Annotated in this window: 20 protein-coding genes and 1 tRNA gene; 15 read left to right on the top strand and 6 right to left on the bottom strand. The window is 66.1% G+C overall.

What is annotated here, in order from left to right; genetic code table 11:
• Positions 1–52: 52 nt before the first annotated feature.
• From N8888_RS14825 to N8888_RS14785, 9 genes are all read left to right on the top strand, one after another.
• Positions 53–1,855, top strand: a complete 1,803-nt coding sequence (locus tag N8888_RS14825; protein WP_263178416.1) for an autotransporter outer membrane beta-barrel domain-containing protein — start codon at positions 53–55, stop codon at positions 1,853–1,855.
• 128 nt (positions 1,856–1,983) lie between these two features.
• Positions 1,984–2,057 (top strand) — tRNA-Gly (locus tag N8888_RS14820).
• Between the two features lie 218 nt (positions 2,058–2,275).
• A complete protein-coding gene (locus N8888_RS14815; RefSeq protein ID WP_065181652.1) occupies positions 2,276–2,722 on the top strand; it encodes a hypothetical protein in 447 nt (148 codons plus the stop codon).
• Between the two features lie 142 nt (positions 2,723–2,864).
• Positions 2,865–3,743, top strand: coding sequence for a 30S ribosomal protein S6--L-glutamate ligase (gene rimK / locus N8888_RS14810; protein WP_263175475.1), 879 nt, complete (start codon positions 2,865–2,867; stop codon positions 3,741–3,743).
• A gap of 253 nt (positions 3,744–3,996) precedes the next feature.
• Complete coding sequence (locus N8888_RS14805) at positions 3,997–4,473, top strand: hypothetical protein (protein WP_263175474.1); 477 nt, start codon at positions 3,997–3,999, stop codon at positions 4,471–4,473.
• An 89-nt stretch (positions 4,474–4,562) separates the two neighbouring features.
• Positions 4,563–5,036: a hypothetical protein gene (locus N8888_RS14800; RefSeq protein ID WP_065175768.1), complete on the top strand. Its 474-nt coding sequence runs from the start codon at positions 4,563–4,565 to the stop codon at positions 5,034–5,036.
• Positions 5,037–5,044: 8 nt separating this feature from the next.
• The gene (locus tag N8888_RS14795) at positions 5,045–5,722 is read left to right on the top strand and encodes a response regulator transcription factor (protein WP_053517044.1); all 678 of its coding nucleotides are present in this window, start codon (positions 5,045–5,047) and stop codon (positions 5,720–5,722) included.
• Positions 5,685–7,055, top strand: coding sequence for a sensor histidine kinase (locus N8888_RS14790; RefSeq protein WP_053517042.1), 1,371 nt, complete (start codon positions 5,685–5,687; stop codon positions 7,053–7,055). The genes N8888_RS14795 and N8888_RS14790 overlap by 38 nt, the downstream gene beginning before the upstream one ends.
• A 259-nt stretch (positions 7,056–7,314) precedes the next feature.
• Positions 7,315–7,698: a hypothetical protein gene (locus N8888_RS14785; RefSeq protein ID WP_053517040.1), complete on the top strand. Its 384-nt coding sequence runs from the start codon at positions 7,315–7,317 to the stop codon at positions 7,696–7,698.
• Between the two features lie 54 nt (positions 7,699–7,752).
• On the opposite strand, the gene coaE is transcribed toward N8888_RS14785, so the two are convergent.
• From coaE to N8888_RS14770, 3 genes are read right to left on the bottom strand one after another with little or no spacing between them, the layout of a single operon-like run.
• Complete coding sequence (gene coaE, locus N8888_RS14780; RefSeq protein WP_053517038.1) at positions 7,753–8,364, bottom strand: dephospho-CoA kinase; 612 nt, start codon at positions 8,362–8,364, stop codon at positions 7,753–7,755.
• A 10-nt stretch (positions 8,365–8,374) separates the two neighbouring features.
• Positions 8,375–9,238, bottom strand: coding sequence for a prepilin peptidase (locus N8888_RS14775; RefSeq protein ID WP_053517036.1), 864 nt, complete (start codon positions 9,236–9,238; stop codon positions 8,375–8,377).
• A 6-nt stretch (positions 9,239–9,244) separates the two neighbouring features.
• Positions 9,245–10,504, bottom strand: coding sequence for a type II secretion system F family protein (locus N8888_RS14770; protein ID WP_263175469.1), 1,260 nt, complete (start codon positions 10,502–10,504; stop codon positions 9,245–9,247).
• 361 nt (positions 10,505–10,865) lie between these two features.
• On the opposite strand from N8888_RS14770, the gene N8888_RS14760 reads away from it, so the two are divergent.
• From N8888_RS14760 to pilB, 3 genes are all read left to right on the top strand, one after another.
• Complete coding sequence (locus N8888_RS14760; RefSeq protein WP_053517032.1) at positions 10,866–11,312, top strand: pilin; 447 nt, start codon at positions 10,866–10,868, stop codon at positions 11,310–11,312.
• 178 nt (positions 11,313–11,490) lie between these two features.
• Entirely contained in the window at positions 11,491–14,538 is a 3,048-nt protein-coding gene (locus N8888_RS14755) for a fused MFS/spermidine synthase (RefSeq protein ID WP_263175468.1), read from the top strand.
• Positions 14,539–14,549: 11 nt separating this feature from the next.
• The gene (gene pilB / locus N8888_RS14750) at positions 14,550–16,277 is read left to right on the top strand and encodes a type IV-A pilus assembly ATPase PilB (protein ID WP_053517028.1); all 1,728 of its coding nucleotides are present in this window, start codon (positions 14,550–14,552) and stop codon (positions 16,275–16,277) included.
• Positions 16,278–16,346: 69 nt separating this feature from the next.
• Here the strand turns inward: pilB and N8888_RS14745 are convergent, their stop codons facing one another.
• Both N8888_RS14745 and N8888_RS14740 read right to left on the bottom strand, forming a co-directional pair.
• Positions 16,347–17,720, bottom strand: a complete 1,374-nt coding sequence (locus N8888_RS14745) for a sigma-54-dependent transcriptional regulator (protein ID WP_053517026.1) — start codon at positions 17,718–17,720, stop codon at positions 16,347–16,349.
• A 54-nt stretch (positions 17,721–17,774) separates the two neighbouring features.
• Entirely contained in the window at positions 17,775–19,394 is a 1,620-nt protein-coding gene (locus tag N8888_RS14740) for a sensor histidine kinase (RefSeq protein ID WP_053517024.1), read from the bottom strand.
• Positions 19,395–19,724: 330 nt separating this feature from the next.
• On the opposite strand from N8888_RS14740, the gene sucC reads away from it, so the two are divergent.
• The 3 genes from sucC to N8888_RS14725 all read left to right on the top strand — a co-directional run bounded on the left by sucC (position 19,725) and on the right by N8888_RS14725 (position 23,637).
• Complete coding sequence (sucC, locus tag N8888_RS14735; protein ID WP_005418614.1) at positions 19,725–20,894, top strand: ADP-forming succinate--CoA ligase subunit beta; 1,170 nt, start codon at positions 19,725–19,727, stop codon at positions 20,892–20,894.
• Positions 20,895–20,918: 24 nt separating this feature from the next.
• Positions 20,919–21,794 (top strand): succinate--CoA ligase subunit alpha, encoded by an 876-nt coding sequence (gene sucD / locus N8888_RS14730; RefSeq protein WP_005418610.1) that lies wholly within the window; start codon positions 20,919–20,921, stop codon positions 21,792–21,794.
• 208 nt (positions 21,795–22,002) lie between these two features.
• The gene (locus N8888_RS14725) at positions 22,003–23,637 is read left to right on the top strand and encodes an NAD+ synthase (protein WP_065181642.1); all 1,635 of its coding nucleotides are present in this window, start codon (positions 22,003–22,005) and stop codon (positions 23,635–23,637) included.
• A gap of 72 nt (positions 23,638–23,709) precedes the next feature.
• On the opposite strand, the gene N8888_RS14720 is transcribed toward N8888_RS14725, so the two are convergent.
• Positions 23,710–24,597 (bottom strand): outer membrane protein assembly factor BamD, encoded by an 888-nt coding sequence (locus tag N8888_RS14720; RefSeq protein ID WP_053517021.1) that lies wholly within the window; start codon positions 24,595–24,597, stop codon positions 23,710–23,712.
• Positions 24,598–24,643 lie beyond the last annotated feature (46 nt).

Below are 24,643 nucleotides of genomic sequence, written 5' to 3'. Positions count from 1 at the left end.
CCCCACAGGAGTTCTTTACATGCTGCTCAGCAAACGCCCGATCCGCTCCCTGATGGCGGCCGCGATCGCACTGGCCGCGGTTCCGGCCATGGCAGGCGAATCCCCTTACTCGCACGCGGTGTTCTTCGGCGACAGCCTGACCGACGCGGGCTATTTCCGGCCGCTGCTGCCCCCGGCAACACAGCAGGTCACCGGCCAGTTCACCACCAATCCGGGCTGGGTCTGGTCGCAGCAGGTCGCCAACTACTACGGCCTGAACGGTACGCCCAACGGCAACGGCCAGAACGGCGACAACTATGCCGCCGGCGGTGCGCGCGTGTCGGTGGAGGTCACTGGTGCCCTGGGGCCCATTCCGTCGCTGAAGACGCAACTCACCCGCTACCTGGCCGCAAATGGCGGCAAAGCCGATGCCAACGCGCTGTACACCGTCTGGGGCGGCGCCAACGACCTGTTCGCGGCCGCTGCGGCGCCGGCACAGGCGCAGGCCATCATCGGCGCGGCCGTCACCGACCAGATCGCCCTGGTCGGCGCGCTGAAGCAGGCGGGCGCCCAGTACGTGCTGGTGCCGAACCTGCCCAACGTCGGCCTGACGCCGTCCTTCCGTGGCCCCAATGCCGCCGCCGCCACCGCGCTGTCGGCCGGCTACAACAACGCCCTGTATGGCGGGCTGAAGCAGGCGGGCATCGAATTCATCCCGTTGGATACCTTCACGGTGCTCAGTGAAGTGGCCGCCAATCCGGCCATGTACGGTTTCACCAACGTCACCAGCACGGCCTGCACCATCGACCCGGCCAATTCGACGCAGAGCATCATCGGCTGCAACCCGACGTCCTACGTCAGCCCGGATGCCGCGAAGACCTACCTGTTCGCCGACGGCGTGCATCCGACCACGGCAGGCCATGCACTGCTGGGCCAGTACGCGGTATCCGTGCTGGAAGGCCCGCGCCTGCAGCAGGTGCTCAGCCATTCGGCGCAGACCATCGGCCGTTCGCGCGCCGACCAGGTCGGCATGCATCTGGGCGGTCGTCCCGCTGACGGCCTGTCGTGGTGGGGCGGTGTGCGCGGCGACATGCAGCGTTATGACCACGCCGATCTCTACGACGGCCTGGCGCCGGCCGGCCTGTTCGGTGTCGACTGGTCGCGTGACGGCATGGTCTTTGGCGGCTTCGGTGGCTATGGACGCATGGATGCCGATTTCGGCAACAGCCGCGGCGATTTCACCCAGTCCGACACCACGCTGGGCCTGTTCGCTGGCTGGTACGGCGAGCGTGCCTGGGTCAACGGGCAGGTCAGCTACAGCTGGCTCGACTACGACGTGACCCGCAAGGTGCAGCTGGGTCCGGCCACCCGTGAGCATGGCGGTTCGGCAGATGGCAGCAATCTCACCGCCGCCATCAATGCGGGGTACGAGTTCGGCACCGAGGGCGGCTTCCGCCACGGTCCGGTGGCTGCCGTGATCTGGCAGAAGGTGAAGATCGACGGCTATACGGAGAGCGCCGACGCCGGCACGCTGGCCACTGCGCTGGGTTACAACAACCAGGAGCTGGACTCCACTGTCGGTCGCATCGGCTGGCAGGCGCGCTTCGATGGCGGCACCTTCAAGCCCTACGTGCAGGCCACCTACGACCACGAGTTCGAAGACACCAAGCAGGCCAGCGCCTGGCTGCAGTCCCTGCCGGAGCTGGGCAGCTACCGCGTGCCGGGCCTGAAGTTCGACAAGGATTACGCCACCTTGGTGCTGGGCGCCCGCACGGAGCTGTTCGGGCTGCAGAGCAACATCGGCCTGAGCACCTCCACCGCGCAGAAGCGTGCACGTGACGCGACGCTGTTTGCCAGCTTCAGCGGCAGTTTCTGACGAACGCACCTTCCCAGGCCCCGCAAGGGCCTGGGAAGGCTGCATGGTAGCGTCGGGCCATGCCCGGCGCATGCGGTGGCCACCATTGCGCAACACCGGCTCGACCGCATAGACTTTCACCACGCGACGCGGGCGTAGCTCAATGGTAGAGCTGTAGCTTCCCAAGCTACTGACGTGGGTTCGATTCCCATCGCCCGCTCCATCTTCCGCAACGATGCGTGTGTTTTCCGGATCGGCCGCGAACCTAGATGTTTCCCCTTTTGCATCTTTCTGTGCCTGCCGGCTCTGTGAGTCGGTGAAGCGTGGGCGCTTCCCGTGCTTGCCGATGGTCTGGCGGGGCGATAAGCCGGTAAAGTGCGGCAACATTCAAGCCAGTGGCAGGGGGGGGGAATGCGGAATCGGATTCTTGCGGTTGCGTTGATGGGTATTGCGGCGGCATGCACGCCGACCGAAGAAGATGCAAGAAAGCAGAAGGTCGAGGCTGATCGGGCCATAGCGGAGGCGGGGGTCCGTCGGGCGCTGAAGGATCCTGACTCGGCAAAGATCGTCATCCGTCAGGCGTTTGCGATGTTCGACGGTACGATTGTCTGCGGGATGGTCAACGCGAAGAACAGCTTCGGCGGCTACACGGGCGACCGCGCGTTCATGATCAACGTCAATGCGGATGGCAGTACCGGTGCGCCCTCCGTTGCGCAGGACGACGTCAGCAGCGCGGTATCCGTGGAAATGTGCGATTTCCAGCGGGACTATGCCGCACAGCCTGGCCACGTCGGCAAGGCGGTCACGCCGGAGCAGTCCAGAGAGCTTTTGGCGGCCTACACCAAGAGGGTGCGGGAGGTCGTTGCACGGATCAATACGGGCCGATAAAACGCGGCAGCCGCAGCCCGACGGCATCGGTGTCGGGCTGTTGCTGGCTGGACTGTGGCCCCCTGTCCCGGCAACCGCGGGGCATCATCCGCCCGCCACACGGCCGCGCTATGCTGCGCGCCTGCCGACCGATCCCGCCGCGATGAAGCTCGCCATCCTGTCCCGCAACAGCTCCCTGTATTCCACCCGCCGGCTGGTCGAGGCGGGGCGTGCGCGCGGCCACACGGTGCGCATCCTCGATCCGCTGCGCTGCTACATGCGCATCGCTGCCGACGGATTCTCGATGCACTACAAAGGGCGGCCGATGACCGGTGTGGACATGGTCATTCCGCGCATCGGTGCGTCGATCACGCGATATGGCACTGCGGTCCTGCGCCAGTTCGAGCTGATGGGCGCGCGTACGCCCAATCCGTCCGACGCGATCCTGCGCTCGCGCGACAAGCTGCGCGCGCATCAGCTGCTGGCGGCCAAAGGCATCGACATGCCGGTCACGGTGTTCGGCGACAACCCCGATGACACCGTCGATCTGCTGTCGATGCTGGGGCCGCCGCCGCATGTGGTGAAGCTCAACGAGGGAACGCAGGGGCGCGGCGTGATCCTGACCGAAAAGGCCAGTGCCTCGCGCGGGATCGTCGAGGCGCTGCGTGGCCTGTATGCCAACTTCCTCATGCAGGAGTTCATCGGAGAAGCCAAGGGGGCCGATCTGCGCTGTTTCGTGGTCGGCGACCAGGTGGTGGCCTCGATGCAGCGGCAGGCGCCTGAAGGCGACTTTCGTTCCAACCTGCACGCCGGCGGCACCGCCGTGGCGGCCAAGGCCAGCCGCGCCGAACAGCAGGTCGCGGTGCGCTCGGCCAAGGCTCTGGGGTTGTCGGTCTGCGGCGTCGACCTGATCCGCTCGCAGCGGGGCCCGCTGGTGCTGGAGGTCAACTCGACCCCGGGCCTGGAAGGTATCGAGGCAGCCTGCGGGGTGGACGTGGCCATGCGCATCATCGAGCACGTCGAGAAGCTGAAAAAACCCTGATTTTTCAGTAAGTTGAGATTCTCTTTGGGCGGCGAGACGCTGCTTTAACATGCCTTTAATCGGTGCGGGCGTAGGCTTCAGCGAACCGCAGCTCTGCCTCTCAGCAGGATCGGTATCGGGATACGACTTCAGGCCCAGGCGGGTGCACCGCCTGGGCCTTTTTTATGCGCGTCCGTAGGCCACGCGCCACTTGTGGCGACCCAGGGGCGCTCGTAGAGTTGGGCCTTCGTTCCGATGGACCGGGAGGTAGGCGATGTACCGCATCACGATGATCGCGTTGTTGCTGTGCCTGTCGGGCGCTGCTGTCGCCAAGACAGAGAAGAGCGCCCTGCAGATGGATCGCCAGGCTCCGGTTGCCGGCCAGGTCCAACAGGTCGAGAAGGCGCTGCAGGCGCCGGAGTACGCCGAACTGAGCGCCGATGACCGCAGCCAGATCCAGCAGGCGCTGGCCCGCATCACCCAGCGCATGGGGGACCGGCAGCGGGTCGATGAGCTGCCGCCGCAGGTACAGGCGCAGGTGTTCAACGACCAGGAGCGGGTCAACCAGCTGCTCGCCCGCGCGCACGACGACAGCCGCCAGGTCTGCACCTACCAGCGCACCACCGGCAGCAACATGCCCAAGGGCCGTTGCCTCACTGTCGCCGAACGTCGCCGCATCGAAGAAAAGGGCAAGGCGCTGATCAATGACCAGCGCACGTTCAACAATCTCAACCCTGCCAGCAACCGCTAGGCCGTCCGCCGCCCCCACGCGTGGCACTTGCTGGCGTGAAGGTGGTGCGAATACAGTCGGCTCTCAACTCAGACAAGGATCCGTTTGCCATGAAGTCCCTCCTTTTGCCTGCGCTCCTGTTCTCCGGATTGGCCCTGGCCGCCACCGCCTCCGCATCCAAGCAGGGCGGCGAGGTCTTTGCCTCCGGCAAGCCGCTGCAGCAGCAGCTCGAGCGCATCGAAGTCGAACTCAACGACGGCGAGACCTACAGCGAACTGACGATGGCCGACCGCAGCCGGGTCCGCGAAGCGCTGGTGCGCCTGCGCGCTGCCGTGGAGCAGTACCCGAACCGGGATCTGATGCCTGAACGGGTACGAACCGATGTCATCAACGACCAGCAGGTCGTGAACACGGTTTTGACACAGTCACGTGAAGATAGTCGTCTAATATGCCAACGTGAGAAAGCCACGGGTTCGAACCGGCACACGACGCAGTGCATGACTGTCGCCGAGCGCGCCCGGCAGAAGGACAAGGCACAGCGTGATATGGGCCAGGCCCAGCGCGTCGGAAAATTCGTCAACTAGAGGTGACAGTGAGAATCCTGGTAATCGAAGACAACAGCGACATTGCGGCCAATCTGGGCGACTACCTCGAGGACCGGGGCCACACCGTGGACTTCGCCGCCGATGGCGTGACCGGACTGCATCTGGCCGTAGTGCACGAGTTCGACGCGATCGTGCTGGATCTCAACCTGCCGGGAATGGACGGAATCGAGGTCTGCCGCAAGCTTCGCAACGAAGCACGCAAGCAGACCCCGGTGCTGATGCTGACCGCTCGTGACTCGCTGGACAACAAGCTGGCGGGTTTTGATTCCGGTGCGGACGACTACCTGATCAAGCCGTTCGCGCTGCAGGAAGTGGAAGTGCGTTTGAACGCGCTGTCCCGACGTGGCAAGGGGGTGCAGACCCGCGTGCTGGAAACCGGCGACCTGGAGTACAACCTGGACACGCTGGAAGTGCGCCGCCAGGGCAAGCTGCTGCAGCTCAACCCGACCGCACTGAAAATCCTGCAGGCGCTGATGGAAGCGGCGCCGGCCGTGGTCACCCGCCAGGAACTGGAAACCCGCGTGTGGGGCGAGGAGCTGCCCGACTCGGATTCGCTGCGCGTCCATATCCACGGTCTGCGTGCCGTGGTCGACAAGCCGTTCGAAGTGCCGCTGATCCAGACCCGCCATGGCATCGGATACCGCATCGCCACCCCGGAAAGCTGATCCCGTGGCAACCAAGGGGGAGCGCCGGCGCACGCCGTATCGGCGCCGCCTGCGCAGTCGAATCATCGTGTCATTCGTGTTGTTGGGCTTCTGCCTGACAACACTGTTCGCGTTCGCCACCAACTGGGCCCGGATTCGGGTGGAGAACCAGCTGGTCGAGGATGTGATCAACCACAACATTGAAGAATACGCCCGTCGCTTCTACGAGCACCCCGGACGCAATCCGGCCGTGCCGGTACAGCAGATCCGCGCGTATGCCTATTCGGCGGACAAGTTCGACAAGGCGCGTGAGTCCTGGCCGCAATGGGCTGACCTGCAGACCGGCAACTACAACCTCAGCGGGACCGACGAACAGGGGCAGCCGTACGCCTACAAGCTTGCCGTGCGCAAGGCCGACGATGCGTGGTTCTTCCTGGCCTATGACATGACCGACAGCATGCGCGGCAGCAAGCAGCTCAACCGCGCCCTGGTACTGTCGGTGCTGGTGTTCAGCCTGCTGTCGCTGGTGCTGGGCTGGTGGTCGGCCTCGAAGGTGATGAAGCCGGTATCGGACCTGGCGGCCCGCCTGCGCGCCTACCGGGGCGGCACCAGCGAGCCTGAGCCGCTGGCGCCGCGCTTCCCCGACGACGAAGTGGGCCAGCTGGCCCAGGCGCTGGACGACTACTCCTCGCGATTGACCGAAGTGGTGCAGCGCGACCGTGAGTTCAATGCGGACGTCAGCCACGAACTGCGCACGCCGCTGGCGGTGATCCGCGGCGCCACCGAGCTGCTGCTGACCCGTCCCGGCCTGGATGAAAAGGTGCTGCAGCGCCTGCAGCGCATCCAGCGTGCCGAGCAGCAGTGCAGTGATCTGATCGGCGCTTTGCTGCTGCTGTCCCGGAACGAGCGGGGGCAGGGCACCAGCAATGTTGCCCGCGTGGCCGAGCAGCTGCTGGACGCGCACCGCGCGCAGCTGGGGGGCAAACCCCTGGAACTGGCGCTGGAGGGCGAGCGCAACCTGGTGATCGACGCGCCCGAGGCCGCGCTTTCGGTGGCGCTGGGCAACCTCATCGGCAACGCGGTGAAGTACTCGCAGGATGGCGAAGTCCGCGTGCACGTAGGGGCCAACTCGGTCTCGGTCACCGACAGTGGTCCGGGCCTGAGCGAGGAAGATGCGGCCAAGCTGTTCCAGCGCGGTTACCGCGGTACGCACGCGGGCCATTCGCAGGGCGGCGGCATCGGCCTGTCGATCGTCAGCCGCCTCTGCGACCTGTACGGCTGGCAGGTCAGCGTGCGCCCCGGGGGCGAGCGGGGCGTGATCGCAACGCTGACGTTCTCGCCCAGGCCGCTGTAGCAGATCCTTTGCCTGCGGAGCAGGGCCCGGCCCTGCAGGGACGCCTCTTCCAGGGCGTCGCTGTCGCTAACGGCATGAACGCATCTGTTCTGCACGGCCAGACACCCGGCGCGCGCACGCTCTGCCGCGTCCGCTGCGTGTCCGATCTCACGGTTCCGGATAGTTATAGGGCAGTTGACGCTTTTACCTCCTGATTGCCGGACGTGCAGATGGCCAAGATGCCAGTCCGCGCACTCTGCCGGCTGCCAGGAGCATCGCCATGTCGCATCGCATCCGTTACCCCAACCTGCATCAACTGGTCGGTGATTCGATCAGCCAGTTGTCTCCGGACGTCGCCCAGCGCGTCGAGGACGTACTGTCCCGCTGCGACGGCCATATGCCGGCCCAGCAGACGCCAATCGACGCCGGCGGCGTCAGCGCCGACGCAGTGCAGCCTGCCGATCTCAGGCGCGCCGTCGAAGGTCTCGGCACCCTGACCCGGATGATGTACGCCGCGCACATCGCGCGCACGCGGGGTGGCCAGCAGAACGTGCTGCCACCGGGCGCGATGGAAGGCCTGATTCTGGCCGCGCGGGAACTGACGTGTCACGTGCAGCAGCAGCTGCAGGCCGAGAGAATCAGGGGGACAGCCACATTGCAGTGATGGTCGGGGGCACTGCCACGACGATTCTGCAACGCCGGGCACGTGCCCGGCGGGTCAGCCCGCGGCCAGTGCCAGATAGCGCTGGTGCAGCGCCTCCACCTGCGCCTGCAGGTCGTCCGGCTGCCCATCGTTGACCACCACGTCATCGGCCAGTGCCCGGCGCTGCGCGCGGCTGGCCTGGGCGGCGATCATCTGGTCGGCCAGGGCGGCGTCGATGCCATCGCGCTGCATCAGCCGGGCGTGCTGTACGGCCTCGGGTGCATCCACCAGCAGTATCCGGTCCAGCCATGGATAGGCCTGGCGGCCGCCCACCTCGGTCAGCAGCGGAATCGCAGCAATGGCGTACGGGCTCGGCGCCTGCGTGCACTGCTGCTGCATCAACAGGCGGATGGCGGGGTGGGTGATGGCTTCCAGTGCCGTCCGTTCGGCCGGGTCAGCGAAGACATGGGTGCGCAGGCGCGCCCGGTCCAGGCTGCCATCGGCCAGCAGCATGTCCGTGCCGAACCGGTCGGCAATGCGGGCCAGTGCCGGGCTGCCGGTGGCCACCACCGCGCGGGCGGCCAGATCGGCGTCGGCCACCACGATGCCCAGCGCTTCGAAGCGCCGCGTCACTTCGCTCTTGCCGGCCGCGATGCCGCCGGTCAGGCCGACCACGTAGCGGCTCACGGCGGCCCCCTCAGCGCAGGCCGCTCAGGGCCAGGTAGCGCTCCACCAGCGGTTCGCCCCACATGAAGAACAACCAGCCGGCGATGGCCAGGTACGGGCCGAACGGAATCGGCGTGGCGCGATCGCGTCCCCGGCTGTAGAGCCAGATCGAACCGACGATGGCGCCGATCACCGAGGACAGCAGGATGATCGGCAGGATGCCCTTCAGGCCGCACCAGGCGCCGAGCGCCGCCAGCAGCTTGAAGTCACCATGGCCCATGCCCTCCTTGCCGGTCAGCTGCTTGAACAGCCACCAGACCGTCCACAGCGACAGATAGCCCACGGCCGCGCCGACCAGGGCCGGCTTGGCGGGCATGTACAGATTGTCGATGCTGCCGATCAGGCCCAGCCACATCAGGGGCAGGGTCAGCTGGTCGGGCAGCAGCTGGGTGCGCAGGTCGATGCCGGACAGCGCGATCAGGAAACAGGTCAGCACGATGGCGCCGAAGCCCTGCCAGCCGAAGCCGAACTGCCACACGCAGGCCAGCACCAGCAGGGCGGTCATCGCTTCCACCAGCGGGTACTGCAGCGAGATCGGCGCCTTGCAGTGGCGGCATTTGCCCCCCTGGATCAGCCAGCTGAACAGCGGGATGTTCTCGTACCAGGACAGCTTGTGCTTGCAATGCGGGCAGTGCGACGGCTCGACCACGATGCCCGGCGGCGGCGGCTCGTAGAAGTCCGGTTCCTCCAGCACTTCGCGCGCATCGCGCTTCCACTGCCATTCCAGCCGCTTGGGCAGGCGCAGGATGACAACATTGAGGAAACTGCCCAGCAGCAGTCCCAGTCCGGCCGCGGCGGGGTAGCCGAGGCCGGGGTGCTGGTCGAGAAAAGCCATGTATTTTTATCCGACGACGGCGCCCAGTTTGAAGATCGGCAGGTACATCGCAATGACCAGGCCGCCGACAATGGTACCAATGAACACCATGATCATCGGTTCCAGCAGGCTGCTCAAGGCATCCACGGCGTTGTTGACCTCCTGCTCGTAGTATTCGGCGACCTTGAACAGCATGGTGTCAAGGGCGCCGGCCTCCTCGCCGATGCCGGTCATCTGGATCACCATGTGCGGGAACAGGTTCAGCTGCTTCATCGCCATGTTGACCGGATAGCCGACCGAAACGTCGTCGCGCATGCGCAGCACCGCCTCGCCGTAGACCTTGTTGCCGGTGGCGCCGGCGACGATGCCCAGGGCCTCCACCAGCGGCACGCCGGCCTTGAAGGTCACCGCTGTGGTGCGGGAGAAGCGGGCGATCGCACTGTTGTGCATGATCTGCCCGATCACCGGCACCTTCAGGATCAGCCGGTCGACGGTGTGCTGCATCTTCTCCGATCGCCGGTAGGTCATGGCGATCGCCACCACCGCGCCGATGGCGACGATGGCGATCAGCCACCACCACGACACCATGAACCGCGACAGGTTCACCACCATCTGGGTGAATGCCGGCAGGTCGGCGCCGAAGCTCTGGAAGACTTCCTCGAACTGCGGGACCACCCAGACCAGCAGGATCGTGCTGACCAGGAACGCCACCACCAGCACCATGGCCGGGTAGAACAGCGCCTTCTTGATCTTGCCCTTCAGCGCCTCCAGGTTTTCCTTGTAGGAGGCGATGGTGTCCAGCACGGTCTCCAGCACACCGGCGCTTTCGCCGGCCCGCACCAGGTTGCGGTAGAGCTCATCGAACTGCACCGGATGCTTGCTGATGGCCTCGTACAGCGACGAGCCGCCCTCGATGTCGGTGCGGATCGTGTCCACCATCTTCTTCATGCGCGGGTTCTTGTGCCCGCTGCCGATGATCTCCAGCGCCGACACGATCGGCACGCCGGACTTCATCATCGTGGCCATCTGCCGGCTGAAGAACGCGATGTCCTTCGGCGAGACCGGCCTGCCAGCCGCACCGAACAGCGGCTTCGGCTTGGGCTTGACCTGGCCCGGGCTGATGCCCTGTTTGCGCAGTTCGGCGCGCAGCAGGTTGGCGTTTTTCGCCAGCTGCTCGCCCTTCATCTTTATGCCCCGCTTGTCGGTCCCCTCCCAGACAAACGGCTGCAGCTCCATCGTGGCGCGGGCCACGGGCTCCTTCTTGATCGCACTGCGACTCACAGACATGTTGGCTCCCCAGGCCCGCCATCCCCAGGCGGGCATCCTGAGCGGCGATGGTAGCCGGTTCAGGCCCGTCCGGGGAGCCTGCCGACGTGACGGCGTGCAGGGTTTTCGACGCGTCGAGGCGGAAGGTGACGCGCTGCGTCACATTGCCGCGTCCATCGCAGATTCGGCGCAGGGGGGTTCCCATCCGCGAAATAGCTGCCATCATTGGCGCGGGGAAATCGGGGGAGGCGTGGCCATGGGAGATTGGCACGCAACCTGCGTTGATCCACCCGCGGGGACGGGCAGCCTGCTCATCCGGTCATCTGGCCGGCCGGTTGCCGCACCCGGAAAATCAACCACCACTACTTGGGGACGTACCACCATGAAGAACCAGAAGGGCTTCACCCTGATCGAACTGATGATCGTCGTTGCGATCATCGCCATCCTGGCCGCCATCGCGCTGCCGGCTTACTCGAACTACACCAAGAAGGCCAAGGTCTCGGAAGTGATCCTTGCGGCTTCTTCGCTGCGTACCGACGTGTCGGAATACGTGGCCAGCAACAATGCCCTGCCGCCGGCGTCGTGGAAGCCGGACTTCCAGGAAACTCAGTACGTCTCCAAGCTGGAATGGGATGGCAAGTCGATCGTTGCCACTGCGAAGGGCGTTGGCGATACCCTGATTGACAACAAGACCATCACGCTGACCCCGTCGGGTGATGGCTCGAAGGGCGTGGTTCCGAGCTGGAGCTGCGGTGGCTCGATCGATGTCAAGTTCCGCCCGGGTTCCTGCCAGGCCGCTGCCGGTGAAGAAGAAACTCCGGAAGAGTGATTCTCACAGCTAGTGTGATCGGATGAAGGACAGGGAGCTTTGGCTCCCTGTTCTTTTTTTATGGCAGCCATCAAGACGATTCCTGTTCGCAGTCTCAACACAGTCATGTAAATCCTTGCGAGATGCCCCCCGGATGGTGTCTCCTTGCAGATTCGACCGTGCGACTGGGGAGTTCGCAATGCGCCGTCCTTCATTCAGCCATGGCCCATGGCTGCTTCTGATCTTCGTGCTCTCCGGCTTCGCCGGGCTGATCTACCAGTCCATCTGGACGCAGTACCTGGGGCTGTTCCTGGGGCATTCCTCGCACGCGCAATCGCTGGTGCTGATCCTGTTCATGGGCGGCATGGCGCTGGGGGCGTGGCTGGTCAGCCGCCGCAGCGCGCTGCTGCGCCGGCCGCTGCTGGCCTACGCGGTCATCGAGCTGGTGATCGGGGTGCTGGGCATCGGTTTCGACGGGCTGTTCCAGGGCGTGACCGGTTGGGCGTACACCCACCTCATGCCAGGCATGGAGGGCACCTCGTCCACGGCGCTGCGCTGGGCGCTGGCCACGGCCCTGGTGTTGCCGCAATGCATCCTGCTGGGCGCGACCTTCCCGCTGATGAGTGCGGGTTACATGCGCCTGCAGCCCGGATCGCAGGGTGAGGTGCTGGCCGGGCTCTATTTCTCCAACAGCCTGGGCGCGGCCGCCGGCGCCCTGGTGGCCACCTACGCGCTGCTGCCGGCGGTAGGGCTGCCGGGCACCGTCCTCAGTGCCGGCCTGCTCAACATCGTGGTGGCCATCCTGGTCTATCCACTGGCCCGCGACGGCAGCGCGCCTGCGGTAGTGGCCTCCGCCGCGCCGGCGGCCGGCGGCGCACGCCCGGAAACCGCAGTGCCGGTGCGGCTGGTGCTGCTGGTCGCGGCGGCGACCGGCGCGTCGTCCTTCGTCTACGAAATCACCTGGGTGCGCATGCTGTCGCTCGCACTCGGCACCACGCTGCATTCGTTCGAGCTGATGCTGGCGGCGTTCATCCTCGGCATCGCCTTCGGTGGCCTGTGGCTGCGCCGCCGCGCCGACCGGATGCCGTCGCCCCTGCGGGTGGCAGGCTGGGTGCAGGTGTGGATGGGGCTGGCGGCGCTGGCCTCGATGTTCGTCTATGCGCAGGCCTTCGATTGGGTCGGCTGGCTGATGCGGGTCATCGTGCGCAGCGCGGATGGTTACGTGCTGTACAACCTGGCCAGTGCCGCCATTGCCGGCCTGGTGATGTTCCCGGCGGCGTTCTTCGCCGGCATGACGCTGCCGCTGCTGACCCTGGCGCTGCTGCGCGCCGGGCAGGGCGAGCGCGCGATCGGCCAGGCCTATGCGTTCAATACGCTCGGCGCGATCGTCGGTGTGCTGGCGGCCATCCATCTGCTGATGCCGCTGCTGGGGCTGAAGTACGCGCTGCTGGTCGCGGCAGTGGTCGACATCGTGCTGGGCCTGGTGCTGCTGCAGCGCCTTCGGCTTGCGGCCCCGGGCCGTCTGCGCTCGCCACTGTGGCAGGCTGGCGCGCTGGGTGTCGCTGGCGTAGTGGCGGCCGTCGTGCTGGTCCGCTTCGATCCGCTGGTGCTGAATTCGTCGGTGTACCGCCATGGCACGGCCCGTCTGGCGGATACCGCCACGATGCTGTTCTCGCGCGATGGGCAGACGGCCACCGTGGCGGTCTATGAAAGCACCCAGCCGATCGGCCGCATGCGTGCCATCGCCACCAACGGCAAAGTGGATGCAGGCATGGCCGTGTCGATGGTACAGGCACCCACCAGCGACGAATCGACCATGATCCTGCTGGCGGCTCTGCCGTTGGCGCTGCGCGATGATTACCAGCGCGTCGGCGTGATCGGTTTCGGATCCGGGCTCAGCACGCACACGCTGTTGGGCGACCAGCGCGTCGGGCGCGTGGAAACGGTGGAGATCGAGCCGGCCATGGTGGAGGGCGCGCGTCTGTTCGGCGAGCGTGTCGAGCGCGCCTTCAACGATCCGCGCTCGCACGTGGTGATCGACGATGCGAAGTCCTATTTCGCCGCCAGTCCGCGCAAGTACGATCTGATCATTTCCGAGCCGTCCAATCCCTGGGTGGGTGGAACGGCGGCGCTGTTCAGCGACGAGTTCTATGCGTTCGTGCCACAGCAGCTCAACGAAGGTGGCGTGTTCGTGCAGTGGCTGCAGCTGTATGAGATCACCCCCGAACTGGTCAGCTCGGTACTGGCGGGGCTGCTGGAACAGTTCTCCGATGTGCGCGCTTACCTGGCCAATCGTGGCGACCTGATCCTGGTGGCGACGCCGAAGGGCACGTTGCCGCCGATGAAGGGCAGCCTGTTCCAACAGCCGCAGCTGCGCGGGGAACTGGCGCGGATCGGCGTGCATTCGGTGGCCGATCTGGAGAACGCCCTGTCCATGGATGACGCAGCGCTGCGCGCCTTCGTTCCTCTGTATCCGGCCGCGCGCAATTCCGATTACTTCCCGACCTTGAAGTTGAATGCCCCGGTGGCACGTTTCCAGGGGGCGTTCACCCGTGATTTCCAGCAGGTGATGACGGCCCCCTGGCGGATCGTCAGTGCGCCGCCAACGGGGCAGGTGACGGGTGCTGCGGCGGGTCTGCCGCAACCGGCGTCCAGCCGGGATGACAAACGTCCGACCGCACTGGCCGTGGCAGCTTTCCTGCAGGGCGAGGTGCCCACGGATGCGGCGGATGCCGATTGGATGAGTGCGCAGGCGCTGCGTGGGCTGGCAGCGCGCTGCGAACTGGACGGATCTCCGATGGAAACCACCCGGCTGCTGTTCGTGCTGGCCGGAGAAACGATCCCGTTCCTGCCGGCAGCGCAGCGGGCGGCCCTCTGGGCGCAGCGCGACTGGATGGACTGCACCCCGGCAGATCCCGTCGTGTCCGCCAGCCTTGCCCTGGTTGCCGCCGCGGCCACCGACGACCACCACGCTGTACTCACGGAAGGCCGGCGATTGTTGGGCAGCGAGCATGCGCCGATGCTGCTGGCCGACCCTGCCACCGGCTATTATCTGTTCGGTGCAATGCAGCACGCTGCGCGGCAGCTGGGGGATACCACGGCGTCGCGGCAACTGACGGACCAGTACTGGAAGGCGCTCGCGCCCGATGCGCGAGGAAGCGGACCCCTGCGTTTGCTGAGCTACCTGGCCGCTATGGGCCGGCAACCCGTTTCTGAAACTGAATTCCGGCCGTCAGGGCACGAGTAACGAGGACTCCCATGAGCGTTGTTTCATCCCCCAACCTTGTCGGCATCACCGGGCTGGCGCGCCGCCTGGTCCAGGATGGTGCGCTGGACGAGGCCACCGCCCGCGACGCCATGACCCGGGCCGCCGCCGCGCGGCAGCCGCTGCCGCAGTGGTTCGCGCAGAACAAGGTGGTGGGGGCAGCACAGCTGGCCGCGGCCAATGCGGTTGAGTTCGGCATGCCGCTGTTCGACGTCTCGACCTTCGATGCCAGCCAGAACGCGATGAGCCTGGTCAGCGAGGAACTGCTGCGTAAGCACAACGTACTGCCGCTGTTCAAGCGTGGCGGCAAGCTGTTCGTCGGCACCAGCAACCCGACCCACGCACTGGACGAGATCAAGTTCCACACCAACCTGGTGGTGGAGCCGATCCTGGTCGACGAGGACCAGATCCGCCGCACTCTGGAACAGTGGCACGCCAGCCACGACACGCTGGGTGACGCGCTGGGCGGTGACGATGAGGGGATGGCCAACCTCGACGTGGGCCTGGGCGATGAGGATGGCGCGGGCGGCGACTCCGGCATCGATGCCAAGGGCGACGACACCCCGGTGGTGAAGTTCGTCAACAAGGTGCTGGTCGATGCGATCCGCAAGGGCGCGTCGGACATCCATTTCGAGCCGTACGAAGACGATTACCGCGTGCGCCTGCGCATCGACGGGCTGTTGAAGATGGTCGCGCGCGCGCCGGTGAAGTTGAACCAGCGCATCGCCGCGCGCCTGAAGGTGATGGCACAGCTGGACATCGCCGAGAAGCGCGTGCCGCAGGATGGCCGCATCAAGCTCAACCTGTCCAAGTCCAAGCAGATCGATTTCCGTGTGAGCACGTTGCCGACCCTGTTCGGCGAGAAAGTCGTGCTGCGTATCCTCGACGGCAGTGCCGCCAAGCTGGGCATCGACAAGCTCGGCTATGAGCCCGACCAGCAGAAGCTGTTCCTGGATGCGATCCACAAGCCGTACGGCATGGTGCTGGTGACCGGGCCGACCGGTTCGGGCAAGACGGTGTCGCTGTACACCGCGCTGGGCATTCTCAACGACGAGACGCGCAACATCTCCACGGCGGAAGATCCGGTGGAAATCCGGCTGCCCGGCGTCAACCAGGTGCAGCAGAACAACAAGCGCGGCATGACGTTCGCCGCTGCGTTGCGCTCGTTCCTGCGCCAGGATCCGGACATCATCATGGTCGGCGAAATCCGCGACCTGGAGACCGCCGAGATCGCCATCAAGGCCGCGCAGACCGGCCACATGGTGCTGTCCACCCTGCATACCAACGACGCGCCGCAGACCATCGCGCGCCTGATGAACATGGGCATCGCGCCGTACAACATCACCAGTTCGGTGACCCTGGTGATCGCCCAGCGTCTGGCGCGACGGCTGTGCCCGAACTGCAAGCGCCCGGCGCAGCTGCCGGAGCATGCATTGCTGGCCGAGGGCTTCACCCAGGCCCAGCTGGATGAGGGCATCCAGCTGCATGAGGCGGTGGGCTGTGATGAATGCACCGAGGGTTACAAGGGCCGCACCGGTATCTACCAGGTGATGCCGATGACCGACGAGATTGCCACGATCGTGCTGGCCGGTGGCAATGCGCTGCAGATTGCCGAAGCCGCGCAGGCGATCGGGGTCAATGACCTGCGGCAGTCGGCATTGAGGAAGGTCGCGGCGGGCGTGACCAGCCTGGCCGAGATCAATCGCGTTACCAAGGATTGACGCGGTTGTGCTGGCGGGGTCGGAGCCCTTTCCTGCGGAAAGGGATCCGACCGCTGGGTCTTGCGGCCCTTACTCCATGCCCAGCTTCTTCAGCTTGTAGCGCAGCGCGCGGAAGGTGATGCCCAGCTGCGCGGCGGTACGGGTCTTGTTCCAGCGGTTTTCTTCCAGCGCGCGCTGGATGGCGCTGCGTTCGAGCTGTTCGATGTACGAGGGCAGGGCGGCACTGCCCGGCTGCAGATCGACCACGGCTTCGGCGGCCGTGCCGTTGCCGGGCATGCGGGGGGCGTGTTGCGGCAGGCGCAGATCGTCGACACCGATGCGGTCTTCCTCGGCCAGGGCCAGCGCGCGCTCAAGGATGTTCTCCAGTTCGCGCACGTTGCCGGGGAAGGCGTACTGCGCCAGTGCCTCCAGCGCCGAGGGCGCGAGCAGCGGCGTGGTGCGGCCGTGGCTGCGGGCCAGCCGTGCCAGCACGGCAGCGGCCAGCTCCGGCAGATCCTGGCGGCGTTCGCGCAGCGGCGGCACCTTCAGTTCGATCACATTGATGCGGTAGTACAGGTCGTGGCGGAAGCGGCCGTCCTCGACCAGCTCGGCCAGATCCTTGTGGGTGGCCGACAGGATGCGCACATCGACCGGTTCCTCGCTGGCCGCACCCACCGCGCGCACCGACTTCTCCTGGATCGCGCGCAACAGCTTCACCTGCATCTGCAGCGGCAGCTCGGCGACCTCATCCAGGAACAGGGTGCCACCATGGGCGGCCTGGAACAGGCCGGGCTTGTCGGCGTGGGCGCCGCTGAAGCTGCCCTTGCGGTGGCCGAAGAACTCGCTCTCCATCAGTTCGCCGGGAATCGCGCCGCAGTTGACCGGCACGAACGGCCCGGCAGCACGTGCCCCCTGGGTGTGGATGGTCCGCGCGACCAGTTCCTTGCCGACGCCGGATTCGCCGAGGATGTAGACCGGGGCCTGGCTGCGCGCGACTTTGCCGATGGTGGCACGCAACACGTCCATCGCCGGCGAATTGCCGAGCAGCCGGGCGCCCTGTTCGGCGACGGGGCCCGGTACGGGCCGCTCGCTGTTGTTCAATTCCAGCGCGTGCTTGACCAGTCCGCGCAGTACGGCGATGTCCACCGGCTTGCTGACGAAGTCGAAGGCGCCCGCCTTCAGGGCTTCCACTGCCAGATCCATGCTGCCGAAGGCGGTGATCATCGCCACCGGTGTGCGCGGGTAGTGCTGGGCGATCTCGCTGACCAGCTCGATGCCGTTGCCATCCGGCAGGCGCATATCGGTGATGCACAGGTCATAAGGATTGCTGGCCAGCAGCTCGCGCGCTTCGGCGAGGTTGGCTGCAGTACTGATGCGCAGCCCCATCCGGCCGAGCGTCAGCACCAGCAGTTCGCGGATGTCGCGTTCGTCGTCGACGACGAGGGCGCTGCGGGTTTCGTTCATGGGCGGAAAAGATAAACGAGGGGGCTGAAAGCGACAAATGTTTGACGCACAGAATCAGGAACCATCGGGCAGCAGGGTGTGCGGACCTGGCAGGACCAAGCGGAAGCACGAGCCGCCGGCTGGCACCGGGATGTAATCCAGCCGTGCCTGGTTGGCCCTGCACAATTCGCGGGCGATGTACAAGCCCAGGCCGGTGCCGTGCTCGGAGGTGGTGAAGAACGGCCGGAACAGCTGCGCCGCCACGCTTTCGGGAATGCCGGGGCCACGGTCCATCACGTCGATCACCGCGCTGCGTTCGTGCCGGGCCACACGCAGCCGCACGCGGGCCGGCTGCTGGCCGATGCGGCCGTACTTCAGGGCGTTATGGACCAGCACGGTCAGCACCTGGTAGAGGTGGCGGGTGTCGACCTGCGCCGGCACCGAGGTGTCGCTGACGATCGGTTCGATGCTGTCGGTTTCCAGCGTCTGGCCCTGCTTGTACTCCAGCACGAAGCGGCGCACGAAGGCGACCAGATCCACGTTCTCCGGCGTGGCACGTTCGCGCCGGGCCAGGCCCAGCACGCTCTCGACGATGCCGTTGGTGCGCTGGCACTGCTGGCGGATGATCTGCAGCAGGCGGCGGTCGCTTTCGTTGAAGCCGGTACCTTCTTCCAGCAGCTGCACGGCATAGTTGATCGCCGCCAGCGGATTGCGGATCTCATGGGCCAGGCTGGCCGAGAAGCGGCCCATCGCCGACAGGGTGAGCGACTCGGCGCGCCGCGACACCACGCTGGAATCATCCAGGAAGACCAGGGCCAGTTCACTGCCGGCCAGCAGGCGCGCGAAGCGCGGTTGCACTTCGGGTTGGTCCGGATTGAGCTGCAGCGGCAGTTCGTCCTGGGTCCAGCCGTTGCGCCAGCGCTGCAGGCGACGGGCCAGCTCGGGTGCGACGCTGGCCAGATCGAGGCGGCCGGTTCCGCCCGCACCGTCGCTGTCGCCGAGCAGCATCGAGGCAGCCTCGTTGGCCAGCGTGATGCGGCTGTCGGCATCCACCACCAGCACGCCGGTGCGCATGCGGCGGATGATCAGTTCGTTGATCTGGAACAGATTGGCCACCTCGTCACCGCGCTGGTTGGCCAGCTGCTGGTTGCGGCGGGCGCGGCTGCCGACCTGGTAGCTGATGAAGGCCAGGGCCAGGTAACTGGTCGTGAACATCGCCAGTTCGGCCAGGGTGCGGGTCGGGTCGCCGCCCTCCAGCAGCTTCCACAGGTATTCGCCCACCGTTGCCAGGCTCGCCGCCAGGGCCAGCCCAAGACCCCAGCTCAGCGGCAGCAGGGTGGCGGCCGCGGCGATGTTGAACAGCAGCGACATCGAGATGCCGGCACTGGCGCCGGGCAGGGCGTGGGCCAGCAGGATGGCGGCGATGATGTCCACCAGCACGCCGGTGACCACGATCGGCCGCAGCCAGCGTTCGTTGCGGCCGATCGCCAGGGCCAGCAGCGACAACGCCAGGTAGGCCGCGCCGACGGTGTAGGCCAGCCGCGGGTGGTGGGCCTCGCCGACCATCATCGACAACGGGCTGTACAGCAGGGCGGCGATCACGGCTGCGATCAGCACCCGGTACAGGGCGAAGAAGTACAGCTCGCGCCGCGGAATCGATTCGATGCGGTCGATCAATGAAGCACTGGGTGACACGCCGGAACTCCCCTTCTGGCTGCCTGGATCTGGGTTGTGCGACGGGCATGCCCGAGCGGACGCAGATGCCCAGTATACGGTCGTGGCGATGCCCGGCCGCGGGTCCGCGTCGCGCAATCGGCCTGTGGCGAGGGCGGCCGGGCGGCTGCCGGCGATCCGCAACTGCCTGAATGACAGCGGAAATCCGCCCGGATCCGGTACTGCGTACAGACTTCTTTGCGCCCCGGCGCCGGCTCGGCCACAATAGTGGGCCCGCCGCGGTCCGTGCCGGTGCCTCCCCCGGAGGCCCTGAGGAATTGCGTGCGGTCGTTCCTATTCCCACGGTGACGCATGAATTTCCACGAATACCAGGCAAAACAACTGCTTGCCGAATACGGCATCCCGGTCCCGGCCGGCAAGGTCGCGGCTACTCCGGACGAGGCGGTTGAAGTCGCCCAGTCGCTGGGCCAGGGCCCCTGGATGGTCAAGGCGCAGATCCACGCTGGCGGCCGCGGCAAGGCTGGCGGCGTCAAGTTCTGCAAGACCGTCGATGACGTGAAGGCCGCAGCGGCCAAGATGCTCGGCACCAAGATGGCCACCTACCAGACCGCCGGCGTCGAGCTGCCGATCAACCTGGTGCTGGTGACCACCGCCGGTGAGATCGTCAAGGAACTGTACCTGTCGGTCCTGGTGGATCGCGGCACCCGCACCATCAGCTACATCGCCTCCTCGGAAGGCGGCATGGAAATCGAGCAGGTGGCTGCCGAGACCCCGGACAAGATCCACACCCTGAATGTGGACTTCGTCGAGGGCGTGCAGGGTTACCACGGCCGTGACATCGGCTTCAAGATGGGCCTGACCGCCAAGCAGGCCGGCCAGTTCGCCAACATCATGGTGAACCTGTACCGCATCTTCAACGAAAAGGACCTGGCGCTGGTTGAGATCAACCCGCTGGCGATCCTGGACGACGGCAACCTGTACGCGCTGGACGGCAAGTTCAACAGCGACGACAACGCCAACTTCCGCCACAAGGAACTGGTCGCGATGCGCGACAAGTCCCAGGAAGATGAAACCGAAGTGACCGCTTCGGAGCTGGACATCAACTACGTCACCATGGACGGCAACATCGGCTGCATGGTGAACGGCGCCGGCCTGGCCATGGCGACCATGGACGTCATCAAGCTCAACGGCGGCGAGCCGGCGAACTTCCTGGACGTGGGCGGCGGTGCCAACAAGCAGCGCGTCATCGAAGCGTTCAAGCTGATCCTGTCCTCGGACAAGGTGGAAGGCATCTTCGTCAACATCTTCGGCGGCATCGTCCGCTGCGACATGATCGCCGAGGGCATCATCGCCGCCGTGAAGGAAGTGGGCGTCAAGGTGCCGGTCGTGGTGCGCCTGGAAGGCACCAACGTGGAAGAAGGCAAGCAGCTGCTGCGTGACAGCGGCATGGCCATCATCCCGGCTGACAACATCAACGACGGCGCCAAGAAAGTCGTTGAAGCGGTCAAGAACGCCGCCTGATCCACGACACCGAAGGAAATTCCCATGTCTGTTTTGATTAACAAGAACACCAAGGTGATCGTGCAGGGCTTCACCGGCCAGCAGGGCACCTTCCACGCGACTCAGATGATCGAGTACGGCACCCAGGTTGTTGGCGGCGTGACCCCGGGCAAGGGTGGCACCACCCACATCGACCTGCCGGTCTTCAACACCGTTGCCGACGCCGTGCAGAGCACTGGCGCCAATGCTTCGGTCATCTACGTGCCGCCGCCGTTCGCGGCCGACGCGATCCTGGAAGCCGCAGCTGCCGGCATCAAGGTCATCGTCTGCATCACCGAAGGCATCCCGGTGCTGGACATGCTGCGCGTCAAGAACGTGCTGACCCGTTCCTACCCGGACACCGTGCTGATCGGCCCGAACTGCCCGGGTGTCATCACCCCGGGTGAGTGCAAGATCGGCATCATGCCGGGCCACATCCACAAGCCCGGCAAGATCGGCATCGTGTCGCGTTCGGGCACGCTGACCTATGAAGCGGTCAAGCAGACCACCGAAGTCGGCCTGGGTCAGTCCACCTGCATCGGCATCGGCGGCGACCCGATCAACGGCCTGAACTTCGTTGACTGCCTGAAGCTGTTCAACGAAGACCCGCAGACCGAAGGCATCATCATGGTCGGCGAGATCGGTGGCGACGCCGAGGAAGCCGGTGCGGAATACATCAAGAACCACGTGAAGAAGCCGGTCGTCGGTTTCATCGCCGGTGCCTCGGCTCCGGCCGGCAAGCGCATGGGCCATGCCGGTGCGATCGCCTCCGGCGGCAAGGGCACGGCGGAAGGCAAGTTCGCCGCCATGGAAGCGGCTGGCGTCGTCACCGTGCGTTCGCCGGGCGACCTGGGCGCTGCCATCGCCAAGCTGGTGAAGTAAGGTTGTTGCCGGCTTCCGGCCGGCACGATCTGTAGAGCCGAGCCCATGCTCGGCTTGCTTTGGAAAAGCCGCCTCCGGGCGGCTTTTCTGCGTCTGGGCGTCGCGCAGTCATCCGCCGGGCATGGCCCGGCGCTACCCGCAGGGTCCGCCCGGCAGGCACACGGTGCGGCGTTACAATGGGCCATTGCAACCACAGGCTGGACCTTCCATGGCTTCGATCCGCATCGCGATGGCGCAGTTCGATTTTCCGGTCGGCGATGTCGCCGGCAATACCGAGCGCATCATCGAGATGATCGGCCAGGCGCGCGATGAGTATGGCGCCGGGCTGGTGATGTTCCCCGAGCTGGCGGTCAGCGGCTATCCGCCGGAAGACCTGCTGCTGCGTCCGGGGTTCCTGTACGAATGCGAGCAGGCGATCGCGCGCATTGCGGCTGCCTGCCGCGGTATCACCGCTGTGGTCGGCTGGCCGCAGGCGGCGGGCGCGGTGGTGTACAACGCCGCCAGCGTGCTGCGCGATGGCCGGGTCGAACAGACCTATCGCAAGCGCGAGCTGCCCAACTACGCGGTGTTCGACGAGCGCCGCTACTTCGACGTCGACCCTGATGGCGGCAGCTGCGTGTTCGACGTCGACGGCATTCCGGTGGGCCTGCTGATCTGCGAGGACCTGTGGTTCGCTGAGCCGCTGGCCGATACCGTGCGTGCTGGCGCGCAGCTGGTGGTGGTGCCCAATGCCTCGCCCTACGAGCGCGGCAAGCACGCCCAGCGCGATGCCGTGCTGGCCGCGCGCACCCGCGAGAGCGGTGCGGCGATCGCGTATCTCAATGTTGTCGGTGGCCAGGACGCACTGGTATTCGACGGCGCTTCGGTGGTGGCCGATGGCGACGGTACGGTGCACCCGGCTGCCGCTGCGTTTGTCGACCAGTGGCTGGTGGTGGAGTACGACGGCGCCAGCCGTCGCTTCATGCCGCACGTCTGGATGGACGATGGTGACGAGAGCATGGACGCCCTGGCCTGGCGCGCGGTGACCCGTGGCATCCAGGATTACTGCCGCAAGAATGGTTTCACGAAGGTGTGGCTGGGCCTGTCCGGCGGCATCGATTCGGCCCTGGTGCTGGCCCTGGCGGTGGATGCGATGGGGGCCGAGAACGTGACTGCCGTGCGCCTGCCGTCACGCTATACCGCAGGCCTGTCCAACGATCTGGCTGCAGAGCAGTGCCAGGCGTTGGGAGTGAAGCTGGAAGCGGTGTCGATCGAGCCGGCGTTCAAGGGCCTGATGGAATCGCTGGCGCCGCTGTTCGAGGGCACAACCCCGGATGTGACCGAGGAGAACCTGCAGTCGCGCAGCCGCGGCGTGATCCTGATGGCGCTGGCCAACAAGTTCGGTGGCCTGCTGCTGACCACCGGCAACAAGAGCGAGTATGCGGTCGGCTACGCCACCATCTACGGTGACATGTGTGGCGGCTACGCGCCGTTGAAGGATCTGTACAAGACCGAAGTATTCGGTCTGTCGAAGTGGCGCAATACCGTGGGGGGCGCGCCGGTGATTCCGCCGGCCGTGATCAGCCGCCCGCCGTCGGCCGAACTGCGCGAGAACCAGCTGGACCAGGATTCGCTGCCGGCCTATGACGTGCTGGACGGCATTTTGTACCGCTACGTCGACCAGGAGCAGTCGCGCGCCGAGATCGTTGCAGCCGGTTACGATGCGGCCGTGGTCGACCGCGTGCTGCGGCTGGTGCGCATCAGCGAGTGGAAGCGGCACCAGGCCGCACCGGGGCCGAAGGTCTCCCGTCGCGCCTTCGGCCGCGAACGCCGCTATCCGATCAGCAACGGCTACAAGGGCTGAGGCCCGCGCCTCCGCAGGGCCCGGCCATGGCGGGCCCCACAAAAAGGAAGGGCCCCTTGCGGGGCCCTTTTCTTACTTCTTTTCCAGCCGCGCGTTGCGCTGGCCGGTACTGGCGGACTTCTCGCCTGCGAACGGGTTGAGCTTGCGGATCATCCAGGGGTACTTCGGCCAGTTGCCTGCCAGCCACGGGTGATCGGGCTGGTTCAGCTCCAGCACGCGCCGGGCATCGTCGGCCAGGGTCTTGTTGCCCAGGTGGGTGTAGGAGTCGGCCAGGACTGCCACGGCGTCGTACTGGAAGGCGCTCTGCGGATAGGTTTCCAGCAGGTAGTTGGCGCGGCCAGCGGCCGACACCCAGGCGCCACGGCGCATGTAGTACAGCGCGTTGTCCAGCTCGTGCTGGGCGAATACGTCACGCAGCTCGATCATCCGCTGGCGGGCGTCGGCGGCGTAGCGGCTGTTCGGGTAGCGGTCAACGACGATGTTGAAGTCCGAATACGCCTGGTGCGGCGTGGACAGATCGCGGCGGCTGGGGTCCAGGGACCATACGCGACGCAGGAAAACCGTATTGCGGTTGGAGTTGGCCAGGCCGCGCAGGTAATACAGGTAGGCGATGTTGCGATGGGTCGGATAGGTCCGGATGAAGCGGTCGATGCTCGACACCGCATCGTCGTGCTTGCCGGCCTTGTACTGCGCGTAGGCGGTTTCGATCATCGCCTGTTCGGTGTACGGGCCGTAGGGATACTGGGCCACCAGGCGACGGAAGCTGGCTTCGGCGCCGCTCCAGTTGCCCCCCTTCATCAGCGTGTGGCTCTTCTCGTACAGCTGTTCGACCGGCGTCCCCTCGTCGGGGCGATCACCCTTCTTGGCGCCGCGATGGCAGCCGGTGGCGGCGATGACCAGCACCAGCAGCAGGGCGGTGAGGCGGACGGGCGCGGAGAGCATGGCGGAGCGTCGGATCATGGGGTCAAGGCGGGACGCGTCTGGAATACGAAGGGTCGATGATAGC

The sequence above is a fragment of the Stenotrophomonas maltophilia genome, assembly GCF_025642255.1.
Lineage (GTDB): Bacteria > Pseudomonadota > Gammaproteobacteria > Xanthomonadales > Xanthomonadaceae > Stenotrophomonas > Stenotrophomonas maltophilia_P.
Note: the sequence above shows the minus strand (reverse complement) of the source record. Positions and strands in the feature narration are given on the sequence as shown.